Here is a 21,301-nt window from a genome sequence, read left to right on the forward strand (position 1 = left end):
ATGTCTGTAGGAGGAGCAGCAGGCGGAGCGCCGTCTGCATATGAACCCAAGAAGTTGAGGATATACGGCCTGGTGGGCTCCATCGCGGGCATATATCTGGGCTCAATACTCAATTCCACCCTTAACACTGAGTTGTTCTCCTTCATAGGAGCAGTGGCCGCCATATTCGCTGTAGTCATGGGCGCCAATGCAGTGAGAAGAGTCTGTGCATACGGCATTGGCACTGGAGTTCCCTCGATCGGCATGCTCGCTTTGGGCATGGGCATCATCGCCGTCATGTTCGGCCTATCTGTGGCGGAATCGATCAATCTCCCCTTGCTCAGTCCGATCATCACCCTGATCTACGCTGGCGTCTTCGGCTACATCGTCGGGGTCATAGCCAATAAGGTCATCAAATTCAACATTCCGGTGATGGAGGAGGGCAATGCCGACCTGTCCATGGCAGGGGCACTGGCCATTCTCGGCTGGAGCTTTGCTGTATCCGGCAACCTGGGGTATACCCGAATTGTAGACGATGTGCTCATGACCGGCTACATCGCCATCATCTTCATCGCTGGAGGCCTGGCCGTTCTTCATCCCTTCAATGCCAATCTCGGCCCGGATGAGAAGCAGGACAGGACTTTGGTCAATGCAGCCATGGTGGGAGGACTGGCCATGGTCGCCACTGGAATTGCGGCCTTGTCAATCCAGGGCCTGGGCGCGGGCCTGCTGCAGATCATCATCGGCTTTGCTTTGTGGTTCTACTTCTTCAAGATGTTCTACAAGCTGGTGAAGAGGGATGCATCCGCAGTCGTCGGAACAGGATTATTGCCGCCAACGGTGCAGTGAGGTGTTCTAAATGGGATTTGTTAGAGTTTCACCGGAACTGGGCCTGATCTTCGATCCACTGAAAGGAGTGGTCTCGGAGCAGAGGGCGGACGTGGTCTTGTTCACCTTCGACCCAGTCTATGAGAGAATAGAAAAGCTGGATAAGATCGCTGACGATCTTGTGAACCAGTTGGTGCCGGACAATGAGCTCCTTTCCTCGTATGCCAACCGGGGCAAGGCCTCATACATAGCCGGCCTGTACACCAACATCTGGATGGGATTCATCATCGGCCTGGTGGTTTCCTTTGTCTTACTGCTGTCGATATCCTTCACCAATCCGGCGACATTTGAGATCGTCAAGAAAGCGCTTGGCGGAGGTGCTTAGATATGGTTCTTAAAAAGAAGCCTTCTGACCCCTGGCCAACTATCACCGGCGAGTACGAGGTGGGCAATCCAGAGAGCCCAGTCGCTGTCTGCACCTGTGGATCACACCTTCATAATGCCGATCTGATCAAAGCAGGGGCTGCCCTGGCAGGACCCTGTAAGACCGAGAACATCGGCATAGAGAAGATGGTGGCCAATGTCATCTCCAACCCCAATATCAGATACATCCTGATCACAGGAATGGAGGTCAAGGGGCACATCACCGGACAGGCGGTCGAGGCCTTCACCCAAAGCGGAATCGATAAGGAAGGCAGGATCATCGGAGCCAAGGGAGCCATTCCCTTCATTCAGAACCTGACCCCAGAGGCAATTGAACGCTGGAGGGAGCAGGTGCAGGCGGTTATGATGATGGACACAGAGGACATCGGAGCCATCAGCAGCAAGGTCAAGGAGTTGGCCTCCAAGGATCCGGGTGCCCTCGATGTCGAGCCCATGACCATCGAGATCAAAGAGGGCGGGGAAGAAGAGGAGGCAGGCGGCCTCATGCCCATGGCAGCAGAGATGGTGGAGGTAAGGGGGAGGATGCGAGGCATCGATGCCGTCGTAACCGACGTCGGCCTCCTCAACAAGCTGCAGGCTGGCATCTATGCCGGCAAGATCGAGGGCATAGCCTTAGGCATGACAGTGGTGCTCGTCCTCTTTGGGTTGATTATCAGAGTGGCAGGAGGAGTATAAAATGGCAGAAGAGATTGCATATGGCCAGGGATTGCCCGCGGTGGTAGAGCCAAATATGCCGCTGATCGATGCAATAGTGGAGGACGTGCGCTACAAGGGCCAGCTTCTGGCCAGGGAGACCAAGCTCAGCTCGGGCGTCATCTCCACGGTCTCCATAGGATTTGCCATCGGCTTTGTCCTCGCAGTTGCGATGATGCTGGGGCCTTTCGCCTTCTTTGGAGGGATTTGAAGCATGCCAGAACATATGCCAGAAGATATCAAGCCGGTAGTACCGGTTGCTGTGGTCGATCCTGATCAGCTCAGAGATGTGATGGCAAGGCTGGAGAAGATAGAGGAGAAGGTAGAGTTCTACTCCTCAGAGAAGTATATGAGGGCTGGCAAATCCATCGGCAGAGATCTGGGCATGGCCTATGGCATCTGCGCAGGATTGATCCTGGTCTTAGCATACATACTATTCGTATACGCAGGCAATTGGACGGCGGTGATTTGAATGTTCAGATTTGATAGGAAGCAGGAAGTCTTCGATTTCGGTAAATTCAAGTTAGGGGGTCAGCCTGGCGAGTACCCCACATGCTGCATCGGCACCATGTTCTATGCCAGGCATAAGATCGTCTCTGACCCGGAGCACGGTGTCTTTGACGCAGCCGCCGCAGAGCGGCTCTGGAATACACAGGTTGAGATGAGCGATGTCACAGGGAATAGCTGCATGAACCAGATCGTGGCCGAGAGCAATGAGGCCATGGCCAAGGAGATAGACTGGTTCGTGGGCATATCCGATTATCCCTTCCTCATCGACTCCTCTGCTCCAGAGGTTCGCGCCTTCGGCGTCAAGCATGCCACTGAGATCGGTGTGGCCGATAGAGCCATTCATAACTCCATCAACGCCTCAATCACCGATGAGGAGCTGAATGCGGTCAAAGAGAGCGATCTGGACTCGGCCATTGTCCTCATCTTCAATGCCATTGAGTCGGGGACCAAGGGCAAGATGGATATGATGAACAAGGCAGCGGGCGGCGCTCAAAAGCCCCTGATGGATTATGCCAAGGAGTGCGGCATCACCAGGCCTCTTATCGATACTGCGGCCATGCCTCTGGGTGCTGGATCCGGTGCAACCTATCGTGCCTGCATCGCCATCAAGGCCATGTACGGCCTGCCGGTGGGCGGAGGCTTCCACAATGGTGCCTCTGCCTGGGATTGGATGAAGAAGTGGAAGAAACAGCACAAGGAGGCTTTCGCTCCCGTCGATATCGGATCGAACCTGGTGGCCGGGATCGTTGGTGCTGACTACTACCTATACGGTCCCATCGAGAACGCCTCTATGATCTTCCCCGCTGCGGCAATGGTGGACATCATGAAGGCCGAGTCAGCGCAGGAGCTGGGACTGGAGGTTCTGGCAGAGAAGCATCCTCTGAAGACGACCCTCTAGGTCGCCTTCTCCTTTTCCTTTTTTCGAGGGGATTTATGCCCCGGGTTATAATAAAGGCCATCTTTGATGATATCCGTTTCCAGTGCCAAAGATGTGGCTCATGCTGCCATCATAAAAGGCCTGCCGAGTTTGAGGATCTCATTCCCGCTGAGCAGTTGGATGATTTTTGGAGGCGCTCAAACCTGATCTATCTCACAGAGAGGGATGTTCATAACATCAGCAAGAGGACAGGCAGAAGGCCGCAGGAGTTCGTGGATACCCTTTACGACTACGATGGTTGCTATGTGAAGATTGAAGATGAGGGCAGGAAGGTGATCTTAGACCTGCCGGTATTGAGGAGCAATGAGGATACCACCTGCATCTTCTATCGGGAGGGATGCGGCATATACCAGGTAAGGCCTGTCGCCTGCCGCCTCTTTCCCTTCCGAGTGGAGGAGGAGACGCTATCCAATGGGGATATCCTCTTAAGCGTCAGCTACAATCCCACCTGCCCTGGGATTGGAAAAGGGAAGAGGGTGGACAGAAAGAAGCTGGAGGGGCTGGTGGTAGAGCAGTTCCTGGAGAGGAGCGGGGATATCTCGCCCCATATCCAGAGGCTGAATGCCTCCGGAAGGATAGCCTCCGGGGCGGGGGTCTATAGAACCCTTTCCGGCAGAGGGGAGAAGAGGCCTCCTTTGATTTGAGATCGTCCTGAAAAATGGGCCTGGAGCCCTTGTGGCAAGGCCCATACGATCCGATTCCACAGCGAGGAGCATAAAGGCAGAAAGATGGGATGAAGAGCACTCCCGGGCTTGCCGCTAGGAGAAGCGAGGGGGCCAAAAAAAGATTATCTTTTTCTTTTTTTTATCTCTTCGGCCCGGGATGCAGACCAGTGGATAGGGACCGATCCCATCCCGGGCCAGGAGGCCAGATCCAGGTGGATGGAACCTCTTATACCAGATGTCCAGTTAGTGCGGCAATCAAGAATATAATTGCTGAGATGATGATGACATAAAAGCCGCTATCCTCTGAGGTTATCGATCCATTGACCTGTACATCCTTTCCCACCCGGGGTGGTTCGTTTTGAATGAAGCCTGCCATTGCAATCACCTGTGCTACGCACCCGGGTTCTACCGGGTTAATGCACTGTTGTAGGGCATCCATTCCTTTATTTAAGCTTTTCCGATAATAAGCAATTATTTCGCTATTTAATTGATTTATTTGCCTAAATATCATCGTATAAGGCCATAATTAACAAATATTCATTTGACAAATTGGTTGAATTGCTATTTTCCTTTTTTACCATTTTCACCATTTTACCATTTTTGCCAGTTACCAGAAAGCCGAAAGGATGGCATGCTCAGCAAAAGGTTTATCATGGCCTGCACCTAAGCTCAAAATGAGGTGTATTTCAATTTAAGGAGGTGAGAGAATATGGACATAATGTCTCAGATATATGCCATTATCATATTTGGTGTGCTTGTCATCGTCCTGCCAACGGTACTGAATAAGTGGTCTGATAGCAGGTCGGGTGTGAGGTGAAAAAATATCGTTTTTATTCTATAGTCCTGGCAGCCCGTCAGGACTATACCACTATCATTCAGATGCTCATCTCATCTTGCATCTCTTGCCATAATGAGGACATCTGGTATTGGTGCAGACATCGCGTGATGCCTCTGTGAGATTGAGCAGGAGAAGATCCAGGCGATTGATCAGATCTTCCCCCACCCCTAAGGCCTCTGCCCTGGCCATGACGGCCTCCGTCTCCGCCCTCAAAGCCCTGGCCCGCTCTCCCTTGATATATGAGGCCCTATCCTCCAGATCTCTTACCTCTCTCTCAGTCACCTTCTCCATCGATCAGGCCTCCTTTGGCCGGGTGGATCAGCATTCCCTTCCCCTTTGGACCCTCTCATCCACAGCTATCCCCAGGATGCTCTTCTCCCCGGCGAATACATCCTCAGCAATCCAGGCGCAGCCCTGAGCGGCTGCCGATCCCTTCAGAGGTCTGACCCTCTTGCCCAGGAGGGCGGATACCCGCGGTTCGATCTCCTTCGCCGGGCTTCCCGCCAGGAATAGCTGCACGTCCTCCTGGCCCAGATCGCGGCAGAGGAGCAGAAGGGCACTGATCTCCATGGCGGCGAAGAGGGCGAGGCTCTCTGTGGCCAGGTGGCGCTCCTCAGGGGAGCACTGATCCAGCCCTTTCCTGCCCATCTTGGAGAGGATGCCCCCCCAGTTGAAGGCCTGGTTTGCAGTCAGCTTTCCCCCATCCACATCCCTTATCGCCTGTACATCCAAAGGACCCTGCAGGAGGCCGGGGGCGAATATGGGTGCATCTATGGCGGCGACTATCCGGCCCTCCAGCACAGCAAAGCTGACGGTATTGGAGCTGGCATCGCAGACTATGAAGCTGGAGGATCCCTGCCGGAAGACCCCATAGGCCAGGCCCACCTTCTCCGGGCTCATGCCGTGGCTGAAAACCCTGAATCTTGGATCTATCCTGCTTGCGCGATGAATTCCAGGAAGAAGCACGGCCGGCCAGCCTGAGGCCCTGATGGCCTCGAATACCTGAGTCCCTCCTCCCTGGTGCAGGCCCGCTCCATCCTGGCTTATCAATCCCCGGTTGGCAGCATCCTCAAGCCTCACAATGCTGGTCAGGCCGTCGCCCATGGAGTAGGAGAGAGCAACCAGATCCACCTGGTCGGAGCCCAGGTTCTCTGCCACCCGGAAGAGGATCTGTTGGGAGGGGAGGCGAGCGGCCACTCTGCGCGAGATCTCATAACAGGAGCCAACCTCGTTGGCAAACCTGATAGCCGTGGTCCCGTGGTCTATGCCTAAGAACATTCGATCAGATCCAGCAAGCCTTTCGCCACTGCCAGACTCTCATTCTTTGTCCTCATAAGGGTTTTCATGCGCACGCAATCCCCGCAGTAGTCGCTCTTCCTGTCGACCACAAAGAGGTCTATCTTTCCCAGAAGAGCTGCCACCCCCTCATCATTGGCCGGGACTCCACAGGCAGTCATGAGCTTTGCCGCCGGGCCGCTTACCGGCTTATTTCCTACAAAGGGGCTGATCGCCACCACCCTCTTCCTCTCAAGGCGATCCCTCACCCCGGTGAGGGCGAGGATCGGGCCGATGCTGGTGACGGGATTGCTGGGGCCGATGATAACTGTATCCTCTCTCTCCAGCAGGTCGAGGAATCCGGGACAGGGGAGGGCCTCCTCCAGTCCGGTGAAGATCACAGACTCCACCTCCGGCATACCCCTCAGGCTCACCCAGAAGTCCTGAAAATGCATCACCCCCTGCCGGGTGCCTATGACTGTGGAGACGATATCATCAGTCATGGGGACCACCCTCTGCATGACTCCCAGGGCGTCAGCTATCGCTTCTGTGGTGAGGCTGAGCTTGACCCCCCGGCGGAGGAGATTGGATCGAAATATGTGCACTGCCCGATCCTTATCACCCACGGTGAGCTTCTCATCCACCCCCATCATGAGGAGGAAATCGTGGGTTAGAGTCCTGTCCCCTTTTATGCCCCACCATCTCTTCTCATCGATCATATCCGCCAGGGTATAAAGGACGGAATCGATATCCGGCGATATATAGTTCCCAGAGACCCATAGATCCTCGGCGGTGTTCACCACAACTGATAGCTCCTCTGGCGTGATGATCTCCTTCAGGCCCCTCAAGAGCTTGGGGGTTCCCGTGCCGCCGCTTAAGATCAGCATCTCAGACTTCCAAGAGCGTGATGCCGGTCTGGAGGCGGGCGACCTCCTCATCTGTCAGAGGGGTGACGACTGCCTTCTCCGAGGCTATGGCGCTGTTCCCCAGGGGATCCTCGATGATGAAGGTGAGGGGAAACTCCCCCTTCCGGGCTGCTGCAATATTCTCCAGGATCTCCTCTCCCCTCTTAGTGCTCTCCTGGTTGTCCGCCGCCCGCGCCTGGGAGGTGGCAAAGCAGACGATCTCCTCGATCCGTTCCAGCACCCCTTCCACATTGGAGACGTATGAGTCGGAGGCATACCCAGGCTCTATGTCCACCCCCAGCTCTGGCACCCGAATCGTTCCGCTGGAGGAGCGGATCACCCTGGCATTCAGATCCTCCAGGGTCTGTACTGCCAGGGTATTTCTCGCCGGCTCCTTCTGGGTCAGTAGAATGGTATCGCTATGCCGGAATCCGCACTCACAGACCCCGGAGATCAGCATGGCCTCTCCAAAATAAGGTATATCCTGCGTCTCCCAGGAGAACTGCATCTGGGCAGAACATACCGGGCAGTTGGCATTGGTTGTAAGATTCAATCTCTTCCTCCCACCACTTTCTCACGGTCTATCTTTATGCCGTTTGGCACCAGGACTATCAGGTCATCGCCGATGCCAGCGATATCCCCGGATACATCCTCGGCCGCCTTTTTCAGCTCGCCGATTGCCCTGTCCAGGGCGGCTTTATCCCTCTTCAGGCCGGCGATGTCCGCCAGGACGATATTTCCGTTATAGATCTCCTGCTTGACCTCAGGCAGAACCTCAATCCTTCCCATCTCCGCCACCCGCAGCATGATCTCATTTGAGCCCCTGGGCTCCTCGAACTGGCCTAAATCCACCTCAGTGTAATCCTGCTCGCTGAACCTTCCAATGAGCTTGAGCTTTTCCAGAAATCCTGTGTGCTCAACCCTATCTCAAGATATTTCTTCTTCACAAAACTCACCAGCATGCTCTGGAAGATATACTTTTTCGCCGCAGGCCGTCCTCTCCGGCCAGGAGAGCAGTCAGCTCCCGGGTTCTGCGGCCATGCCACCCCCTCTCTATGAACCGGGGATATACAGGCAGCCTCTCCTTCAGCTCATAGGGCAGCAGCCTCCCTTCCAGATCCTCCTCTCTCGGCCAGGAGCTATTTGGATTTATCTCATCCCGGGTTACAGGGCTGATCCCCCCCAGATCGTCTGCTCCCGCCTCTATCAGGGTCAAGGGCTCAGCCAGGTTTGCTGGGGCCTGGACTGCCACCTCTCCTGGGAGGATCTCTCGGGCCATTCTCACCGTCCAGAGCAGATCCTCCTCTTGAGGGCGCGGAAATGATCCCATGGCTGTCTTCGGCTTGGGGTCGAAGGGCTGCACTATGACCTCCTGGATATGGCCAAAGCCGGCATGCAGGCGAGCTATAGCCTGAAGAGACTGGATTCTGTCCCATCTGCTCTCGCCTATGCCCACCAGAATGCCGGTGGTGAATGGGATGTTCAGCCTGCCTGCGCAGGCGATATGCTCAAGGCGTAGCCCCGGATCTTTCCCGGGAGAGTCGAGATGGGCATCGAGCCGGGCGCAGCTTTCCAGCATCAGCCCCATGGAGGCATTATAGGGCTGCAGGCAGGCCAGCTCCTCCTGAGATAGCAGCCCGGCATTGGTATGGGGGAGAAGATCATTCTCTATCGCCAGCTCGCACAATTCTATCAGATAGCCCAAGAGGTCCTCCCTCCCCTCTTCAGCGAGCATCATCTGGAATCCCTCTACCTCCTCTGGCCTCTCCCCCAGGGTGAGCAGAGCCTCAGAGCAACCCTGCTCCCTGCCCTCCTCCATTAGATGCAGAGCCCGAGACCTTTTAATGAGCTGGGCCTCATCCAGATCCCTTCGAAAAGAGCAGTATTGGCAGCGGTTGCGGCAGAGGTTGGTGACCGGCAAAAAAATATTTTTGCTGTAAGTTATAGTTCTCATCTAGCGGCGAAACTCCACCAGCTTCAGGACATGCCCCCGCGGGCAGTCCTCCGGCGCCTCCCCCACCACCTCGACAATGGTGCACCTCTCACCATCCTTCAGCCCGGTGGGATGGCATATGTCGTACATGCTGCATTCAGGGTTATCGCATCTCATGGCCTCGAAGACGATCTTTGAGCCGGGGAAGGCCTTTCTGGCATCGAAGGCCGCGATTATGGGGCTCTCTGCCACCTCCACTGCTCTGACCCCTGCCTCATGAATGGGGCACTCATGCACCAGTTCGCCGCGCGTTCCCAACACCCTATAGCGCCTCCTCGGCTCCAGATTGATGCAGGTATTCCTCAGCTTACAGGACTCGCACTCCGGAGTGGGGCCCATGAAGGTGAACTCCATGCCAATGCTGGCAAGTTTTGTTCCAATCAATGTGATTTGGGTAGATGCCTCGGACATATCTTATCCTCCTTTTTGATTATAAATTAATTATTAATAATGTTCTTATATTTATATTCTTAGCGATATTTTTATTTTTATCATAATTATATGATTATTATCATTTTTCATTAGATCTTCAACAATTTGTTTTTTTATTATTGAGCTCACCGCCTCCTCTGCTAAATCACCCCTGTGGCCTCGGCCGCCCTGGCGGCGGCCACCCGATTGAGCCCTGAATCCAGGATGGTATAGCGCTCCGGGCGAACCTTATGGGCATTGACCAGGGCCTCAACCACAGTCTCCGCATCCAGCCCGATCTGGCCGGCGGTGGTGGGTGCTCCCACCCTGGATAAGGGCCTCTTTTATCATCCTCCAGTCTTTTCCGTGCAGATACATCATCATTATGGTGCCCAGGCCGCAGAGCTCGCCGTGCAGGGCTCTTCCCGGAGCTATGCGGTTGACAGAATGGGCGAACTTGTGCTCTGAGCCGCTGGCCGGGCGGGATGAGCCGGCGATGCTCATCGCCACTCCGCTGGAGATCAGAGCCTTTACTACAATCTTGGCCGACTCCTCCAGGCCCGGCCTGATATCGGAGGCACGCTCGACGATCATCTTGGCGGTCATGGCTGAGAGGGCGGAGGCATACTCGCTCAGCTCCTCATCCCTCAACCGGTGGGCGAGCCGCCAGTCCAGGATGGCAGTGTAATTGGAGATGATGTCCCCGCAGCCTGCGGCAAGGAGCCTGGCCGGGGCCTGAGCTATTATCCGGGTATCGGCGATGATGGAGAGGGGGGATTGAGCGGGAAGGGATACTGCTTCCCCATTGACTGTCAGGGAGGCCTGGGAGGAGCAGATGCCGTCATGGGAGGCGGCTGTGGGCAGGGAGAGGAAGGGGATATTCGTCCTCATGGAGGTGATCTTGGCGATATCGATCGATCTGCCGCCGCCTGCGCCAATCAGGAAGTTGGCCTCGATCTCCCTGGCCACAGCCTCTACGCGATCGACCTCCTCCAGCTTTGAGTCGGAAGAGACAAGGGTCTGGATCTGAAATCCCTCCTCCTCCAATAACGAAAGGATCCTCTTTCCTACAACATCATCGGTATGAGGGCCGGTGATGATGAGTCCGGGACCCTTTAGATGAAGATAAGAGCAGATCTCAGGCAGCTCCAATAATGCCCCGCTTCCCACGGCAACGATGCGTGGAAGCTCCATCCATCTCGATCCCGTCAACTGCCTCACCTGTTAAAAAATGGAGTGAGAAGTAGTCCTCTTCTGCAATATAAAATCATATCCTCAGCGGCTGGCAATCTCCGAGCGGAGGTCAGAGAGGATGCTATTCCTTATCTGATTGACCTCAGTGCTGGTTCTGCTCCTGGGCCTGGGCAGAGGAATATCGATTATATCCTTTATCCTCCCCGGCCGGGCGGACATGATCACTATGGCGTCCGCCAGATATATGGCCTCATCGACGCTATGAGTGACGAATAGTACCGTCTTCTTCTCCTCTTCCCAGATTCTGAGCAGCTCAGACTGCATTGTATTGCGGGTCTGAGCGTCCAGGGCCCCGAAGGGCTCATCCATCAGAATGGCCTTGGGATCATTGACCAGGGTTCTGGCTATAGCCACCCTCTGCTTCATCCCCCGGAAAGCTCATGAGGATAGCGGTTCTCAAAGCCCTGCAGACCGACCATCTTCAGATACTGTCTCCCTTTATAACCTCTCTTGACCTTGTCCATGCCCTTGAGCTCCAGGCCGAAGATGGTATTATCGAGGATGGTTCGCCAGGGAAAGAGGGAGTACTCCTGGAAGACCATACCCCTCTCCGGGGAGGGACCGGTTATGGGCTTGCCATCTATTGTGACTGTGCCGGCGGTCGGCAGCTCCAGGCCGGCCACTATCCGAAGCAATGTGGTCTTACCGCACCCTGAGGGGCCTATGAAGCAGATAAATTGATTGTCTGCAACCGTCAGATTGACGTCATGCAGGGCCTCCATCTCCTTGCCATCTGCAAAGAATTTCTTATATACTCCTTTGATCTCCAGCAGAGCCATTGTTATCAGGGAGATATTAGGATGCTTTATCTCTTTCCGTAGAGAAGAGAGGTTGGAAGGCAGCCCTCTTTCTCCTGAAGCGTGTAAGGAGCAGGGCCGCAATTCTTCCTTTAATTATAGTGGAGATCCTCCTTTGATGCTATTTAGAGCAAATGCATGCGGGGCGAAAGTACTTGCCCAGGCCCTCAGCCCAGATTTTCAGCCCGGACTCTCAGCCCAAGCTCTCAGCCTAGACCTTCTCCGGCTTATCCAGGAGGCCCACCTTCTGCATCAGCTCTCCCGTCCGGGCATGGGGATGGCGAGATACAGTATCATTCGCCTTCTCCATCTCCCTGGCCTCATCGGCCAGGCGGGCTGCAGCCCGCATCACCTCATGCCCAGCAGCGGCGGTGAGGGCAATGGCCTCCAGCTCCTTTAAGCGGAAGCAGGCAGCGGCATCTATACTGGCCACCGTCTGAGCTATATAAAGGGCGCCAATGGCTTTGGCCCGGGCATAGGGGCTGGAGAAGTGCATCCGTTCGACACATTTCTCAGGGGTGGCCAGAATTGCCGGCAGCTTGGCCTGGCCGGAGATGATGCTGGCAACAGCCACGTCCAGCTCCTCTTGCACCAGACGAATGGCTCCACAGGCTGCAAGGACGCGCAGGGCATCGGAGTTGAAAAGGGCCATCTCCGCTGGATCGAGAAACTCCCTCTTCGCCCCGATGAGAGGATCCATGGGAAGGATGATGTAGCCGAAGCCCTCAGCAGATAGGGCCTCACGTGCCTCTTTTTTGCTCGGGCCGTCAGAGACGACAATGGTAGGAGTTCCTCTGAACATCTCCCGGGCTGCAGTGGGGCCTGCAGTAGCGGCATTTGGGCTGCTGATGACCACCATTTGAGGCTGCCAGGACTTGAGCTCCTCTGCTGCCCGTCCCTCCTTCTCTGTCATCTTGGGGCCGAAGCTGATGATCTTGAACTCTATGTCCGTTCTCTCTGCGATCTCATCCAGAGACAGATCAATAGCCGTAGAGGTGGCTATGTTGCCGAGCTTGACAAAGCCGATCTTAAACATGCCAGTACGAAAGGCAGGGAGAAGATAAAAGGATTTTGTTTTCCGATATGTGATGAAATCGTAATGCTCAAGAGCTCACCACATGGAGGATAGATAGGAAAAAATCCAATCTATGTCCCTTTACCCGTAAATGAAACCGTCATGCCTGGCTAGGCACCCATGAGGCATGAAAATAGGTCATGTCATGAAGGCATTCTCAAAGACATCAATCGGATGCAGGAGAGATCCATCGATATGCGTGGAGCCTTTTTTCTTATCAAACGCCCGGACCGGAATGTCAACCTATTTTACAGCTTATATGCCCTTGAGATCATTCCGTTATCATGTGAGCACATGACAAACCTGATAGATCGCGACACATTTGACTTTGCAGAAATCCAAAGCATAAAAGGATGAATGGCAGGCCCTGGCAGCAAGGGCGAATACTCCTCTATCGGCCTGGTGTGCTTCTATCATCGAGGAGCGGATAGCAGAGGAGGAGGACCACCGCCCACGGCAAAAGATTGTAAAGGAGCTGGAGACCTTAAAGGCTGAAAACCAGTCTCTGCGCGATGATCTGAGGCAAAAAGAGATAGTTTTACAGAGATATAAGGCTGAATTGCGACGCTATAGAGCTGAACCCTTCCAAACTGATGCATTTCAGGGTATGAGGCCCTACTCAAAAGAGCTGGTGGATATCCTAAAGGCGCGTGCTCATGTGAGAAACTATCAGATCCTTGAGCTATTAGGGATCAGGCCGGATGGGGCTGAGGCTATTAAGGCAGTCTCAAAGCAACTGGAAGAGCTGGAGAAGTTTAACCTGGTAAAAGCAGATGGTAAGGGCTGGCAATGGATAGCGTAATTAAAGGTTTTGAAAGAGATTGCCAGGTCCGAGGCATGACAGAGCGATCTATAAATTCATATCATACCTGCATCCGGGGATATGGGGATTATTTGGCCTCCCATGACAAGGACTTTCTTACTGCTCAAAAGGGAGATCTTGTAGGGTTCATTGAATCTCTGAGGCTGGAGAGGCCTTTCAGTAATGACTCTAAAAAGATACCTGGCTGTTATATCATCGCTCCGTGAATATCTGCTTTTCAAGGAGCAGATCCAAGCAAATTATGTGAGGCCGGTTCGAAGCCGGTATATCAGGAGCTATAAGGAGACACCAGAAGGGCGTAAGCTGATCAGTGTGGAAGAGATGGCAGCGCTCATTAACTCCACACTAGATATCAGGGATAAGGCGGTTATTACTCTCCTGGCAAAGACTGACATCAGAAGAAATGAGCTTGTGACCTTAGACCTGGCAGATGTGGACTTGATCGAAAATAAGATCAGGCTTAAGCCCACGGCGAAGTGAACCAATAGGACGGTATTCTTTGATGATGAGTGCACTTATATCCTCAGGCGATGGCTGAAGATCAGGGGGAGTCTATAACCTGGTCACAGAAGCGGCCAAACGTGCGGGCCTGCATAATCCAGAGTCGGAGCGGCTAGAAGATCATTTTTCGCCCCATTGTTGCAGGCACTGGCTATGTACTCATCTCTTCAGAGCTGGCATGAGAAGGGAATATATCAAGGAGCTGAGGGGCGATAGCCGTAAAGAGGCTTTCGATCTATACAACCATATCGACCTGAAGGAGCTGAGGGAGGCTTATTTGGCGTGCATTCCGCAGTTAGAGATATAAATTGCATGATATTTATAATTTAAATAATTATAGTAATTGGGAATGATTACCTTTTAATATCTCGAAGATAACCTAACGAATCAAATATCTTTAAGTAAATTGAGGAACCGGGTCATGTCGAATTCCTGCCTTAGGTTTGCGGTTGAGATGCTGCTAATGACCGCGAACCCGGAAGGTGAAGCTTACTTTAGGACCACCCATTTTCATAAGATGATGTTTTTGCTTTACCAAAGACTTAGGAAAAAGCATCTAGACCTTAAACTACCTTACTGTTGGTATCATTATGGTCCCTACATGGAAGCAATGGAATTTGAGCGGCAAGTAGGAGTTCCATTAACTTATTATGCGCCATTGGAAGGGCCGACTATCGCCATCACCGATATTTCTCGAGGTGATGTCTCAGCAAGAGACGCCGCACTAATAGAGATCGAGGTTCGCAAAATTGTTAATAAATATAAAGAGAATGATAGATACAAATTTGATTACATCAATGATCTATTAGATGATGCTTATGCATATGCGCCATTTAAATTTCAGATTGCATTTAATAGGGACTTTATCAAAGCCTTAGGGAGATTTAGGACATATGATATCTCAAAAGAAGAGGTCGAATTTCACCTGGATCGCTTGGTAAAAATTTACCCCCGCGATGAAATGAATGAATTATATGACGTCTTTCTTGAGTGGGACGATACGATTCGATTGGCTTTGATTTATGGTAACTCATTGGATGTTAGCGATTTGGCCGCAAAATATTGGTCTATTTTCACAGAAGAGCTAAGAATAAAAAAGAATGAGAATATATCTGAGAATATTAAGCGCAATTGGTCAGATATGTTCCCTACTAAATGCTGGGAATATCTTGAAGACTTGGAAACGAGAAGAAACAACCTTCTTCGAATTCACATGAAAAAGCACGAGAGTAATGATGAAGTCAAAAAAATCGTCGCCTGTATGAATAACTTAGCTTATCAATTGTCCACTAAAAGATAATACTAGGGGTATAAATAATTGCCATATTTCCTTGATTCGAATGTAATAATAGGATATATATTTTATAATGCGGATAGCCTTGGAAAATATGCAAAAGTTGTTATGGACTGCGATGAACAAAAGCACTCCGGTCAGACTGTAAAAAATGAATGCTTTGGACTTCATGCAAACGGGAGATGCCTGACCGTCAAAAGAAAAATCACTGGAGAATTTCGAAAAATTATAGCAGCACTGATGAATGGATCAATGCTGAATGAAATAGTAAACCAAATGGAGGGGAAAAATTGCAAGACGTATTATATTATCAAGGAGCTTGCTGAGACATACAATGGAGATCCCATTTCATTAGTCGAGGTCTTGAGAGCCAGTCAGCGCGATTTCGAAGGCGGATGTTTAGCTAGGCAAGATACCGTTGATGCAATAGTAACATTTCATAATAGAAATTTACCATACAGAGAAATATATGGCATATTGGAGAAATCTATCAACGATATGGATGATATCGAAGTTATCCTTGATGCTCACCATATAGGACTTGAAATCAGCAATCTTGTGCTCATTTCTGGAAATTATTGGGATATAACAGCATTCGGGAGCCTCATTCGCAGAGTCACATCTATTGCAGAGGTTAAGAGTTTAACGTCTTTTGCTGTTGTTGATGGAGACAGATCTTGATCCTTGCTTTAGAATTCATCGAGAAATCGAGGTCCTGCCTCCCAAAGATCCTTAGAGAATTCCGATTAACTTAACGTCGATGGTCCCCATAACGAACATCGCCAATATTTTTGCGTTTTCGATCTAGTTTTCCCTGTTCTTATCTTTGGAATTTCTCACTTTCATCAGTTTTTTTCATAATTTTTCGATAGCTTCCGCTATGCCTGCAATTTGCATTTGGCCGAATCCAAATGATAAGCATTGAAAACGATACCTGTGATTACCATCTTGACCCTAACCCTTGGAATCGCAGTAACAGTGACATGCCCTGCCTTGCAGACACACTTGATGAAAGCATAGAACCTCTCGACAGGCGATCTTTTTCTGGAGATCCGTTTGTTGCGCATTTCATCTTTGTAACTCAAAGGATGGCCCCTCGTTGCCTTTTTCATTGCTGCATCATATCCCTTTGTCTTGGCTCCGAAATATGCTTTATCAGCATATCGAACTTCGCCTTTTTCTGCTAAATCTACTTGACTATCATGGACATCGGCAGCTGTGACCTCGATCCTTCTAACCAAACCAAATTTTTCGTCCATGGCATCATGCAGCTTGTAGCCGAAGAAGGATTTGGTTCCTTTCTTTGCCCACGCTCCATCTTTACTTCGTCTGGTCTTGGCTTCATCGCCACGAGGAGTATCTGCTTTAGCATGGCCAGGATCCGATGTTATGAAAGTGCCATCCTGCATGATTCCATTATGCACCTTGAGTTTCATAGCATCAAGTTGTCTTTGCATCTCAGCCCATATTTTCTGGTCTGTACCGGTCTCAGCAAGGCGTTCTCTGAACTTCCATATTGTTGTGGAATCTGGAACAATCTCCGTTGTGCCAAGAAACACTCTAAACGAGATGCGATCGGCAATTTCCCGTTCAAGCTGCTCATCGGATAGGCTGTAAAGCTGTTGAATGAAAAGTGACTTGAGCATAACGATCACATCAAGATATGGTCGGCCGCCGCGTTCGGTATTGTTCTTGTACATAGCTTCAAGCAGCGGTCTGAACTCTTCCCAATTCAATCTACCCCCAATATCGACCAGCTTATCTCCAAGATCTTTGACCCGTTCGTATCCCAGACGAAGGGCAAAATCAGTGAAGTTTCTCATGAGATATTATATACTAATAATAGTATTTATAGTTATCAATTAAAAAATTTTTCGGAGTCCTCCTAAGAGTTACTCTTTCGTTTAATTCTCTCGTGGAATATGTACGCGGTGGTCTATTAGGCTTGAATCGCGTGGCAAGAATTTATTACTAGCTGGCTGGTTAAAGTTATCCCATCTCCCGCTGATTCTATTTCTCAGCTTGATGAAATTGATGATATTTTGGGCTCTTCGCTATTTCGTGTGGGTAACTTCAGGATATCGATTCTCAATCCATGATACAACAATGAGTCAGGCTCTAGGGGTGATTGGTATTGATCCCATCATCAACTGTAGTATCCTGGCAATTGGGCGATAACTCTGATCATACCTTCGGATTCTTGGCCACCCACATAAAACAGCGAGGAGCCATATTTTGGATAACAAAGAGCAGCCCAAATAGCCCGAGCGGCTCCTCTTCGCCTCGCTATATACCCTATTCTTTTCCCGTTTCAGGATCTTCTGGGTATCGCCGTTTGCCAGATACATCCTATCATGACACTCATTTCCGCAAAAATTTATACTCGCACTCATCAACCAGGTCTTTTAATTTATTAAATTGATTCTCACAAAATGCGATAAGGTTTATATTGTCATTCATTCGGACGATTTTCCTATCAAGGATCACCTCTTTGGGCAAAAACAGTTCTACTGTTTTGCTTGGAGTTGTTGGATTAGCTGGTTCTGGTCCGTCTATTTCCACGGGTTCTTTGCTGCTCATATTTTCCATTCGTCTTCTTGCCTCTTCTTGGGAGACAATTTCGCAACTTATTGAGAATTTGACTTCATTTACCATCCCCAGAGGGACAACCCCAATATGAATGTTTTCTACTCTGGCTTTATTCATATAAAATAGTTCTTGATCCTGAGACATTTCATACTTTTTCAGTTCATACCATTCAAGAAATCCTGGTACCTGTGAATACTGTTTCCGCATGAAAGATGTGATGCTTCTAGCCGCTGATATGAACGCACTAAACTTCCCCCTCAGTATAATGAAATTACTGATAGTATCATTATCAATAAATTCTGAATACGCCACTTTTATTTCATCAAGAAAATTCTTTGTTTCAACCAGTTTTAGTCTTGTATTATTTTTTAGAATGTCGTCATCTTTCATAAATATCATCTTTTGAATTGCTTAGAATAGTGTAGCTATATACCTAGTGGTAGTGTCCCGAAAATGCTGTAATTTCGTAGCCGCCTTGTATCCTACTGTCATTACTCCACGTCCATCGTTAAATACTTTTTACCTGTGACCCACTCCTAATTTATATTTATCATTATGCGTCCTGCTAATCTCATCAGGGATTGATCACTCGGGAATGCTCCCACAGGCCTGCTTCTGCGCTTCAATTCCTTATTGATGCGCTCAATGACGTTTGTGGTTCGTATCCTCTTCCAATGCGCCTTCGGATACGCCTTATAATTCCAGAGATCGAATCTGAACCTGTCGATTGTTTCTGCAGCAGGATCGTACCCTCGATCTCTCAGATCCTTCGCCAATTCCTGCATCTTAATCTCGTCATCCGATGCCTCTTTTAGCTTATCGGCGATCTCCTGTTTGTCCTTGTTGGGAATGCTCTCCAGGACCGCCCTTGAATGATGGACATGGCAATACTGCCAGGAGGCTCCCACAAACGAAGATTCCACGGCTTTTTGAATTCCCTTGTGTGCATCCGATATCACCAGCTCGACGCCCTCTAATCCCCTATCCTTGAGGCTTCTGAATAGCGTCATCCAATAGCCGCTGTCCTCCGATTCCGCTATGCTGGCGCCCAGGATCTCCCTAAGACCATCCTCGCGAATCCCCACTACAACCAGCAGAGCCCTGTTCTTGTACTGGGCACCGCATCTCACCTTGAAGTGGTGGCATCAACCAGAAGATAGCGAATCTTGACTTCAGAGAAAAGCGAAAAACCTTATGAGGCTTCCGCTTAATCCCTAAGCCATTTCTTGTGGTGCAAGTAAATGACCGCGAATTTATCAGCTTAAGTCCTTTTCTGCTGGCCGTTTTTTACAGGTAAATGAAACGCCCGGACCGGGATTCGAACCCGGGTCGAAGGCTCGACAGGCCTTCATGATAGGCCACTACACTATCCGGACACAATCAGATCCCGCCTCCCAGATTCGAACCGGGGACATCGCGGTGACTGCGCGTAGCACCTCTGCGGTGCGAGACATACTACAGCCGCGCACTCTACCAGGCTGAGTTAAGGCGGGCCTCTCGCTACCAGGTTAGTCCTTGTACTTAGACCTTTCGGGCAAATATTGGCTGCTGGCCAGCCGGATCTGCCCCCGCGGTTTTTCCCCCATCAGCCCGATCGGAGCAGATCGCTTCTCGCAAGACTCCAGGTCCCTGTCATCCGGCAAATATGAATATCTGTTCAGTTCGTAGAATCGAGATAAATCGCTTGCAGTAGAGCTAGTGATATGTAATACGTATCGAGTTTACTGTTCTGAAGTTGGAAATATTTATCAACCTGAGGGGAGAAGAAAAACGAGAGGTATTTTAATGGATGGATTAAAAAAAGTAAGCATAATTCTGATATCTGCGATTCTCCTCCTTCTTCCTGGAGCATTCGGCCTGGATTACTCCATGGGCACATCAAACGGCATAAATGGTGCCTCTGAGAGCATCAAATTGAATGCGCCTTTGGAGAGCTCCCTGATCAGCAGCACAGAGGCCCGCCCTGTGAGCCATGTGACCAGCATGACCTTTAAAGGCAATGGTCCCTATAAATTCGAAAAGACATTCTCCTCCCTTAGCAGGGGCGAGCATGTGCGCCTGGCTGCCGGCATGAAGGATAGCAAGAGCTTCGTCCATAGCTGTGATATTGAGACGCGAAAGTGGGACCGGATCAGGGTCTCTCAGTCGCTGGATGTGGATCAGGGCAGGATGATTGAATGCTCCACCGAGGCCTGGAACTCCTTTGGGCAGTCAGCAAAGGTGGGACTCAAGATGGATTCCGGCTCTCTGGATGGCTATAGAAGCTACGGAGATGCCAGCAGTGATAGCGTCGTTGCCGACCAAGAGGCAACCATTCCTGCCGGCAGCCGGTTTAGCGTCTTTTCAGAGGCCAAGCAGGGGATATTTGCCATGAGATCAATGGGCCTGATGAGCTCCTCTGCTGCACTGGACATAAAGACGACTGCTGCAGCGGCGAAGAAGAGATCCATGATCCTGAACATGGCGAGCAAGAGCAAGGACAAGGTCAAAATGTGATGAGATATCAAGATACGATCGGCGTGAACGCCAATCTCCATCCATACACCCCTCATGATGATGCATGCAAGCAGGCTATTGCTTTCATGCCCATCTCATTTGGGGGGTGGTTGACCAAATCTAGGGGCCACCGCCATGTTAAACTATGCCCATTTATTTTTAATGTTTTATCTACTCTGTGCAGTTTAAAGCTCTTATTCGTATTATTAATCTTTTATATTTTGACCTCATCATCGTTCATAACGCTATCAACGCCAGTCCATGCTGTATCCTGGTATGCCCGCGTGGGCAACTGGCAGATAGATCGAAATAGCGAGACGGTGAATTTCACAATTGAGGAGTACTGCCACGGAAACATCACCGGGATCAACACCACTCCCAGGGGTATGATGGTGGATGGCATTCACTCCAGATATGTGAATATCGATCTTAACAGCGTGGGAGTGAAGCAGAGGCGAAGCGCTCTTAAGGGCGATATAAAAACGGAGGAGTACACCAATGCCTCTGCAGAAGCGGAGGAGCCAATAACCCGGAATATCCTCAAACTCTCAGGCTCCCCTTACTATCAATTCAACTTCACTGAGCTCTGGCCGGTTCATCTTCAGTCCGAAAGGGCTCTTGTTTACAGTGGCACTATGATCAACGATCTCGAACTGAGCAAGAACAACCAGGATTGGGTGGCCATGAGCTTTCGCCGCTCTCCCCAGCTCTACAGCATCCGAAGCTGCAGGATGGATCTGGAGCGGTTGAACATCTCTCTGCTCGCAGATGATGATGATGCGCTGCAGGTTGAATTCCTCCCTGTGAAGAGCCTGAACTATAGCATCCAGGCCTTCTCATCCGGCCGGACCGGACTCTCATATGCCCAGAGGGCATCTGATATGAGCAGCATCATCAGCCAGGGGGAGGAGCTCTTCTACGGGAATTATTCTCTGGCTGCTGCCCTGAACATGAGCGCAAGCAATAAGAATGCTGCCAGCGTGACATAAAGGGA

At 50.9% G+C, this 21,301-nt stretch carries 25 protein-coding genes, 2 tRNA genes and 3 pseudogenes; 14 read left to right on the forward strand and 16 right to left on the reverse strand.

Going from position 1 to position 21,301, the window contains the following annotated elements; all coding sequences use genetic code 11:
• The 7 genes from mtrC to IPI63_RS04660 are packed head-to-tail and all read left to right on the forward strand — an operon-like array spanning nt 1 to nt 4,035.
• The gene (mtrC, locus tag IPI63_RS04630) at nt 1-828 is read left to right on the forward strand and encodes a tetrahydromethanopterin S-methyltransferase subunit MtrC (protein ID WP_292476937.1); all 828 of its coding nucleotides are present in this window, start codon (nt 1-3) and stop codon (nt 826-828) included.
• 10 nt (nt 829-838) lie between these two features.
• A complete protein-coding gene (locus IPI63_RS04635; RefSeq protein ID WP_214064647.1) occupies nt 839-1,192 on the forward strand; it encodes a tetrahydromethanopterin S-methyltransferase subunit B in 354 nt (117 codons plus the stop codon).
• 2 nt (nt 1,193-1,194) lie between these two features.
• The gene (gene mtrA, locus IPI63_RS04640; protein WP_292476939.1) at nt 1,195-1,926 is read left to right on the forward strand and encodes a tetrahydromethanopterin S-methyltransferase subunit A; all 732 of its coding nucleotides are present in this window, start codon (nt 1,195-1,197) and stop codon (nt 1,924-1,926) included.
• A gap of 1 nt (nt 1,927) precedes the next feature.
• Nucleotides 1,928-2,155, forward strand: a complete 228-nt coding sequence (locus IPI63_RS04645) for a tetrahydromethanopterin S-methyltransferase subunit F (RefSeq protein WP_214064645.1) — start codon at nt 1,928-1,930, stop codon at nt 2,153-2,155.
• Nucleotides 2,156-2,158: 3 nt separating this feature from the next.
• Nucleotides 2,159-2,416 carry a tetrahydromethanopterin S-methyltransferase subunit MtrG gene (gene mtrG, locus IPI63_RS04650; protein ID WP_292476940.1) on the forward strand — a complete coding sequence of 86 codons (258 nt, stop codon included), beginning with the start codon at nt 2,159-2,161 and terminating at the stop codon, nt 2,414-2,416.
• The gene (gene mtrH, locus IPI63_RS04655; protein ID WP_214064643.1) at nt 2,417-3,352 is read left to right on the forward strand and encodes a tetrahydromethanopterin S-methyltransferase subunit H; all 936 of its coding nucleotides are present in this window, start codon (nt 2,417-2,419) and stop codon (nt 3,350-3,352) included.
• A gap of 35 nt (nt 3,353-3,387) precedes the next feature.
• Nucleotides 3,388-4,035, forward strand: coding sequence for a YkgJ family cysteine cluster protein (locus tag IPI63_RS04660; protein WP_292476941.1), 648 nt, complete (start codon nt 3,388-3,390; stop codon nt 4,033-4,035).
• Nucleotides 4,036-4,282: 247 nt separating this feature from the next.
• On the opposite strand, the gene IPI63_RS04665 is transcribed toward IPI63_RS04660, so the two are convergent.
• The 11 genes and pseudogenes from IPI63_RS04665 to IPI63_RS04720 all read right to left on the reverse strand — a co-directional run bounded on the left by IPI63_RS04665 (nt 4,283) and on the right by IPI63_RS04720 (nt 12,565).
• Nucleotides 4,283-4,432 (reverse strand): hypothetical protein, encoded by a 150-nt coding sequence (locus IPI63_RS04665; protein WP_214064641.1) that lies wholly within the window; start codon nt 4,430-4,432, stop codon nt 4,283-4,285.
• A 507-nt stretch (nt 4,433-4,939) separates the two neighbouring features.
• Entirely contained in the window at nt 4,940-5,185 is a 246-nt protein-coding gene (locus IPI63_RS04670) for a hypothetical protein (protein WP_214064640.1), read from the reverse strand.
• A 27-nt stretch (nt 5,186-5,212) separates the two neighbouring features.
• The gene (locus IPI63_RS04675) at nt 5,213-6,172 is read right to left on the reverse strand and encodes a methanogenesis marker 12 protein (RefSeq protein ID WP_292476942.1); all 960 of its coding nucleotides are present in this window, start codon (nt 6,170-6,172) and stop codon (nt 5,213-5,215) included.
• Nucleotides 6,163-7,056 (reverse strand): 2-phospho-L-lactate transferase, encoded by an 894-nt coding sequence (gene cofD / locus IPI63_RS04680; RefSeq protein WP_292476943.1) that lies wholly within the window; start codon nt 7,054-7,056, stop codon nt 6,163-6,165. Before cofD ends, IPI63_RS04675 begins: the two co-directional genes overlap by 10 nt.
• Nucleotide 7,057: 1 nt before the next feature.
• Complete coding sequence (locus IPI63_RS04685) at nt 7,058-7,627, reverse strand: ZPR1 zinc finger domain-containing protein (RefSeq protein ID WP_214064637.1); 570 nt, start codon at nt 7,625-7,627, stop codon at nt 7,058-7,060.
• A complete protein-coding gene (gene sepF / locus IPI63_RS04690) occupies nt 7,624-7,926 on the reverse strand; it encodes a cell division protein SepF (RefSeq protein WP_292476944.1) in 303 nt (100 codons plus the stop codon). Before sepF ends, IPI63_RS04685 begins: the two co-directional genes overlap by 4 nt.
• A gap of 100 nt (nt 7,927-8,026) precedes the next feature.
• Nucleotides 8,027-9,028 carry a 7,8-didemethyl-8-hydroxy-5-deazariboflavin synthase subunit CofG gene (gene cofG, locus IPI63_RS04695; RefSeq protein ID WP_214080172.1) on the reverse strand — a complete coding sequence of 334 codons (1,002 nt, stop codon included), beginning with the start codon at nt 9,026-9,028 and terminating at the stop codon, nt 8,027-8,029.
• Nucleotides 9,029-9,478, reverse strand: coding sequence for a UPF0179 family protein (locus IPI63_RS04700; RefSeq protein ID WP_292476945.1), 450 nt, complete (start codon nt 9,476-9,478; stop codon nt 9,029-9,031).
• A gap of 161 nt (nt 9,479-9,639) precedes the next feature.
• A pseudogene (locus IPI63_RS04705) lies at nt 9,640-10,672 on the reverse strand (NAD(P)-dependent glycerol-1-phosphate dehydrogenase).
• A gap of 81 nt (nt 10,673-10,753) precedes the next feature.
• Nucleotides 10,754-11,511: pseudogene (locus tag IPI63_RS12875) on the reverse strand (ABC transporter ATP-binding protein).
• A 229-nt stretch (nt 11,512-11,740) separates the two neighbouring features.
• The gene (locus tag IPI63_RS04720; RefSeq protein ID WP_292476950.1) at nt 11,741-12,565 is read right to left on the reverse strand and encodes a F420-dependent methylenetetrahydromethanopterin dehydrogenase; all 825 of its coding nucleotides are present in this window, start codon (nt 12,563-12,565) and stop codon (nt 11,741-11,743) included.
• A gap of 646 nt (nt 12,566-13,211) precedes the next feature.
• On the opposite strand from IPI63_RS04720, the gene IPI63_RS04725 reads away from it, so the two are divergent.
• The 5 genes from IPI63_RS04725 (at nt 13,212) to IPI63_RS04740 (ending at nt 15,903) form a co-directional block, all read left to right on the forward strand.
• Nucleotides 13,212-13,406, forward strand: coding sequence for a hypothetical protein (locus IPI63_RS04725; protein WP_292476952.1), 195 nt, complete (start codon nt 13,212-13,214; stop codon nt 13,404-13,406).
• Nucleotides 13,407-13,589: 183 nt separating this feature from the next.
• The gene (locus IPI63_RS04730) at nt 13,590-13,907 is read left to right on the forward strand and encodes a hypothetical protein (protein ID WP_292476954.1); all 318 of its coding nucleotides are present in this window, start codon (nt 13,590-13,592) and stop codon (nt 13,905-13,907) included.
• A 109-nt stretch (nt 13,908-14,016) separates the two neighbouring features.
• A complete protein-coding gene (locus IPI63_RS12880) occupies nt 14,017-14,235 on the forward strand; it encodes a hypothetical protein (protein WP_394357583.1) in 219 nt (72 codons plus the stop codon).
• Between the two features lie 294 nt (nt 14,236-14,529).
• Nucleotides 14,530-15,228 carry a hypothetical protein gene (locus IPI63_RS04735; RefSeq protein WP_292476955.1) on the forward strand — a complete coding sequence of 233 codons (699 nt, stop codon included), beginning with the start codon at nt 14,530-14,532 and terminating at the stop codon, nt 15,226-15,228.
• A gap of 18 nt (nt 15,229-15,246) precedes the next feature.
• Nucleotides 15,247-15,903, forward strand: coding sequence for a hypothetical protein (locus IPI63_RS04740; protein WP_292476956.1), 657 nt, complete (start codon nt 15,247-15,249; stop codon nt 15,901-15,903).
• Nucleotides 15,904-16,100: 197 nt separating this feature from the next.
• On the opposite strand, the gene IPI63_RS04745 is transcribed toward IPI63_RS04740, so the two are convergent.
• The 5 genes and pseudogenes from IPI63_RS04745 to IPI63_RS04765 all read right to left on the reverse strand — a co-directional run bounded on the left by IPI63_RS04745 (nt 16,101) and on the right by IPI63_RS04765 (nt 19,304).
• The gene (locus IPI63_RS04745) at nt 16,101-17,045 is read right to left on the reverse strand and encodes an IS5 family transposase (RefSeq protein WP_292476958.1); all 945 of its coding nucleotides are present in this window, start codon (nt 17,043-17,045) and stop codon (nt 16,101-16,103) included.
• A 538-nt stretch (nt 17,046-17,583) separates the two neighbouring features.
• Nucleotides 17,584-18,201, reverse strand: coding sequence for a hypothetical protein (locus tag IPI63_RS04750; protein WP_292476959.1), 618 nt, complete (start codon nt 18,199-18,201; stop codon nt 17,584-17,586).
• A 146-nt stretch (nt 18,202-18,347) separates the two neighbouring features.
• Nucleotides 18,348-18,985, reverse strand: a pseudogene (locus IPI63_RS04755) (transposase); the annotation flags it as partial.
• Between the two features lie 129 nt (nt 18,986-19,114).
• Nucleotides 19,115-19,187 (reverse strand) — tRNA-Asp (locus IPI63_RS04760).
• A gap of 9 nt (nt 19,188-19,196) precedes the next feature.
• A tRNA-Tyr gene (locus IPI63_RS04765) sits at nt 19,197-19,304 on the reverse strand.
• Between the two features lie 292 nt (nt 19,305-19,596).
• On the opposite strand from IPI63_RS04765, the gene IPI63_RS04770 reads away from it, so the two are divergent.
• Nucleotides 19,597-20,307 (forward strand): hypothetical protein, encoded by a 711-nt coding sequence (locus tag IPI63_RS04770; RefSeq protein ID WP_292476960.1) that lies wholly within the window; start codon nt 19,597-19,599, stop codon nt 20,305-20,307.
• A 221-nt stretch (nt 20,308-20,528) separates the two neighbouring features.
• Nucleotides 20,529-21,296: a hypothetical protein gene (locus IPI63_RS04775; protein WP_292476961.1), complete on the forward strand. Its 768-nt coding sequence runs from the start codon at nt 20,529-20,531 to the stop codon at nt 21,294-21,296.
• Nucleotides 21,297-21,301: the final 5 nt, after the last annotated feature.

The sequence above is a fragment of the Methanothrix sp. genome (assembly GCF_016706325.1).
In the GTDB taxonomy this organism is placed as follows: domain Archaea; phylum Halobacteriota; class Methanosarcinia; order Methanotrichales; family Methanotrichaceae; genus Methanothrix.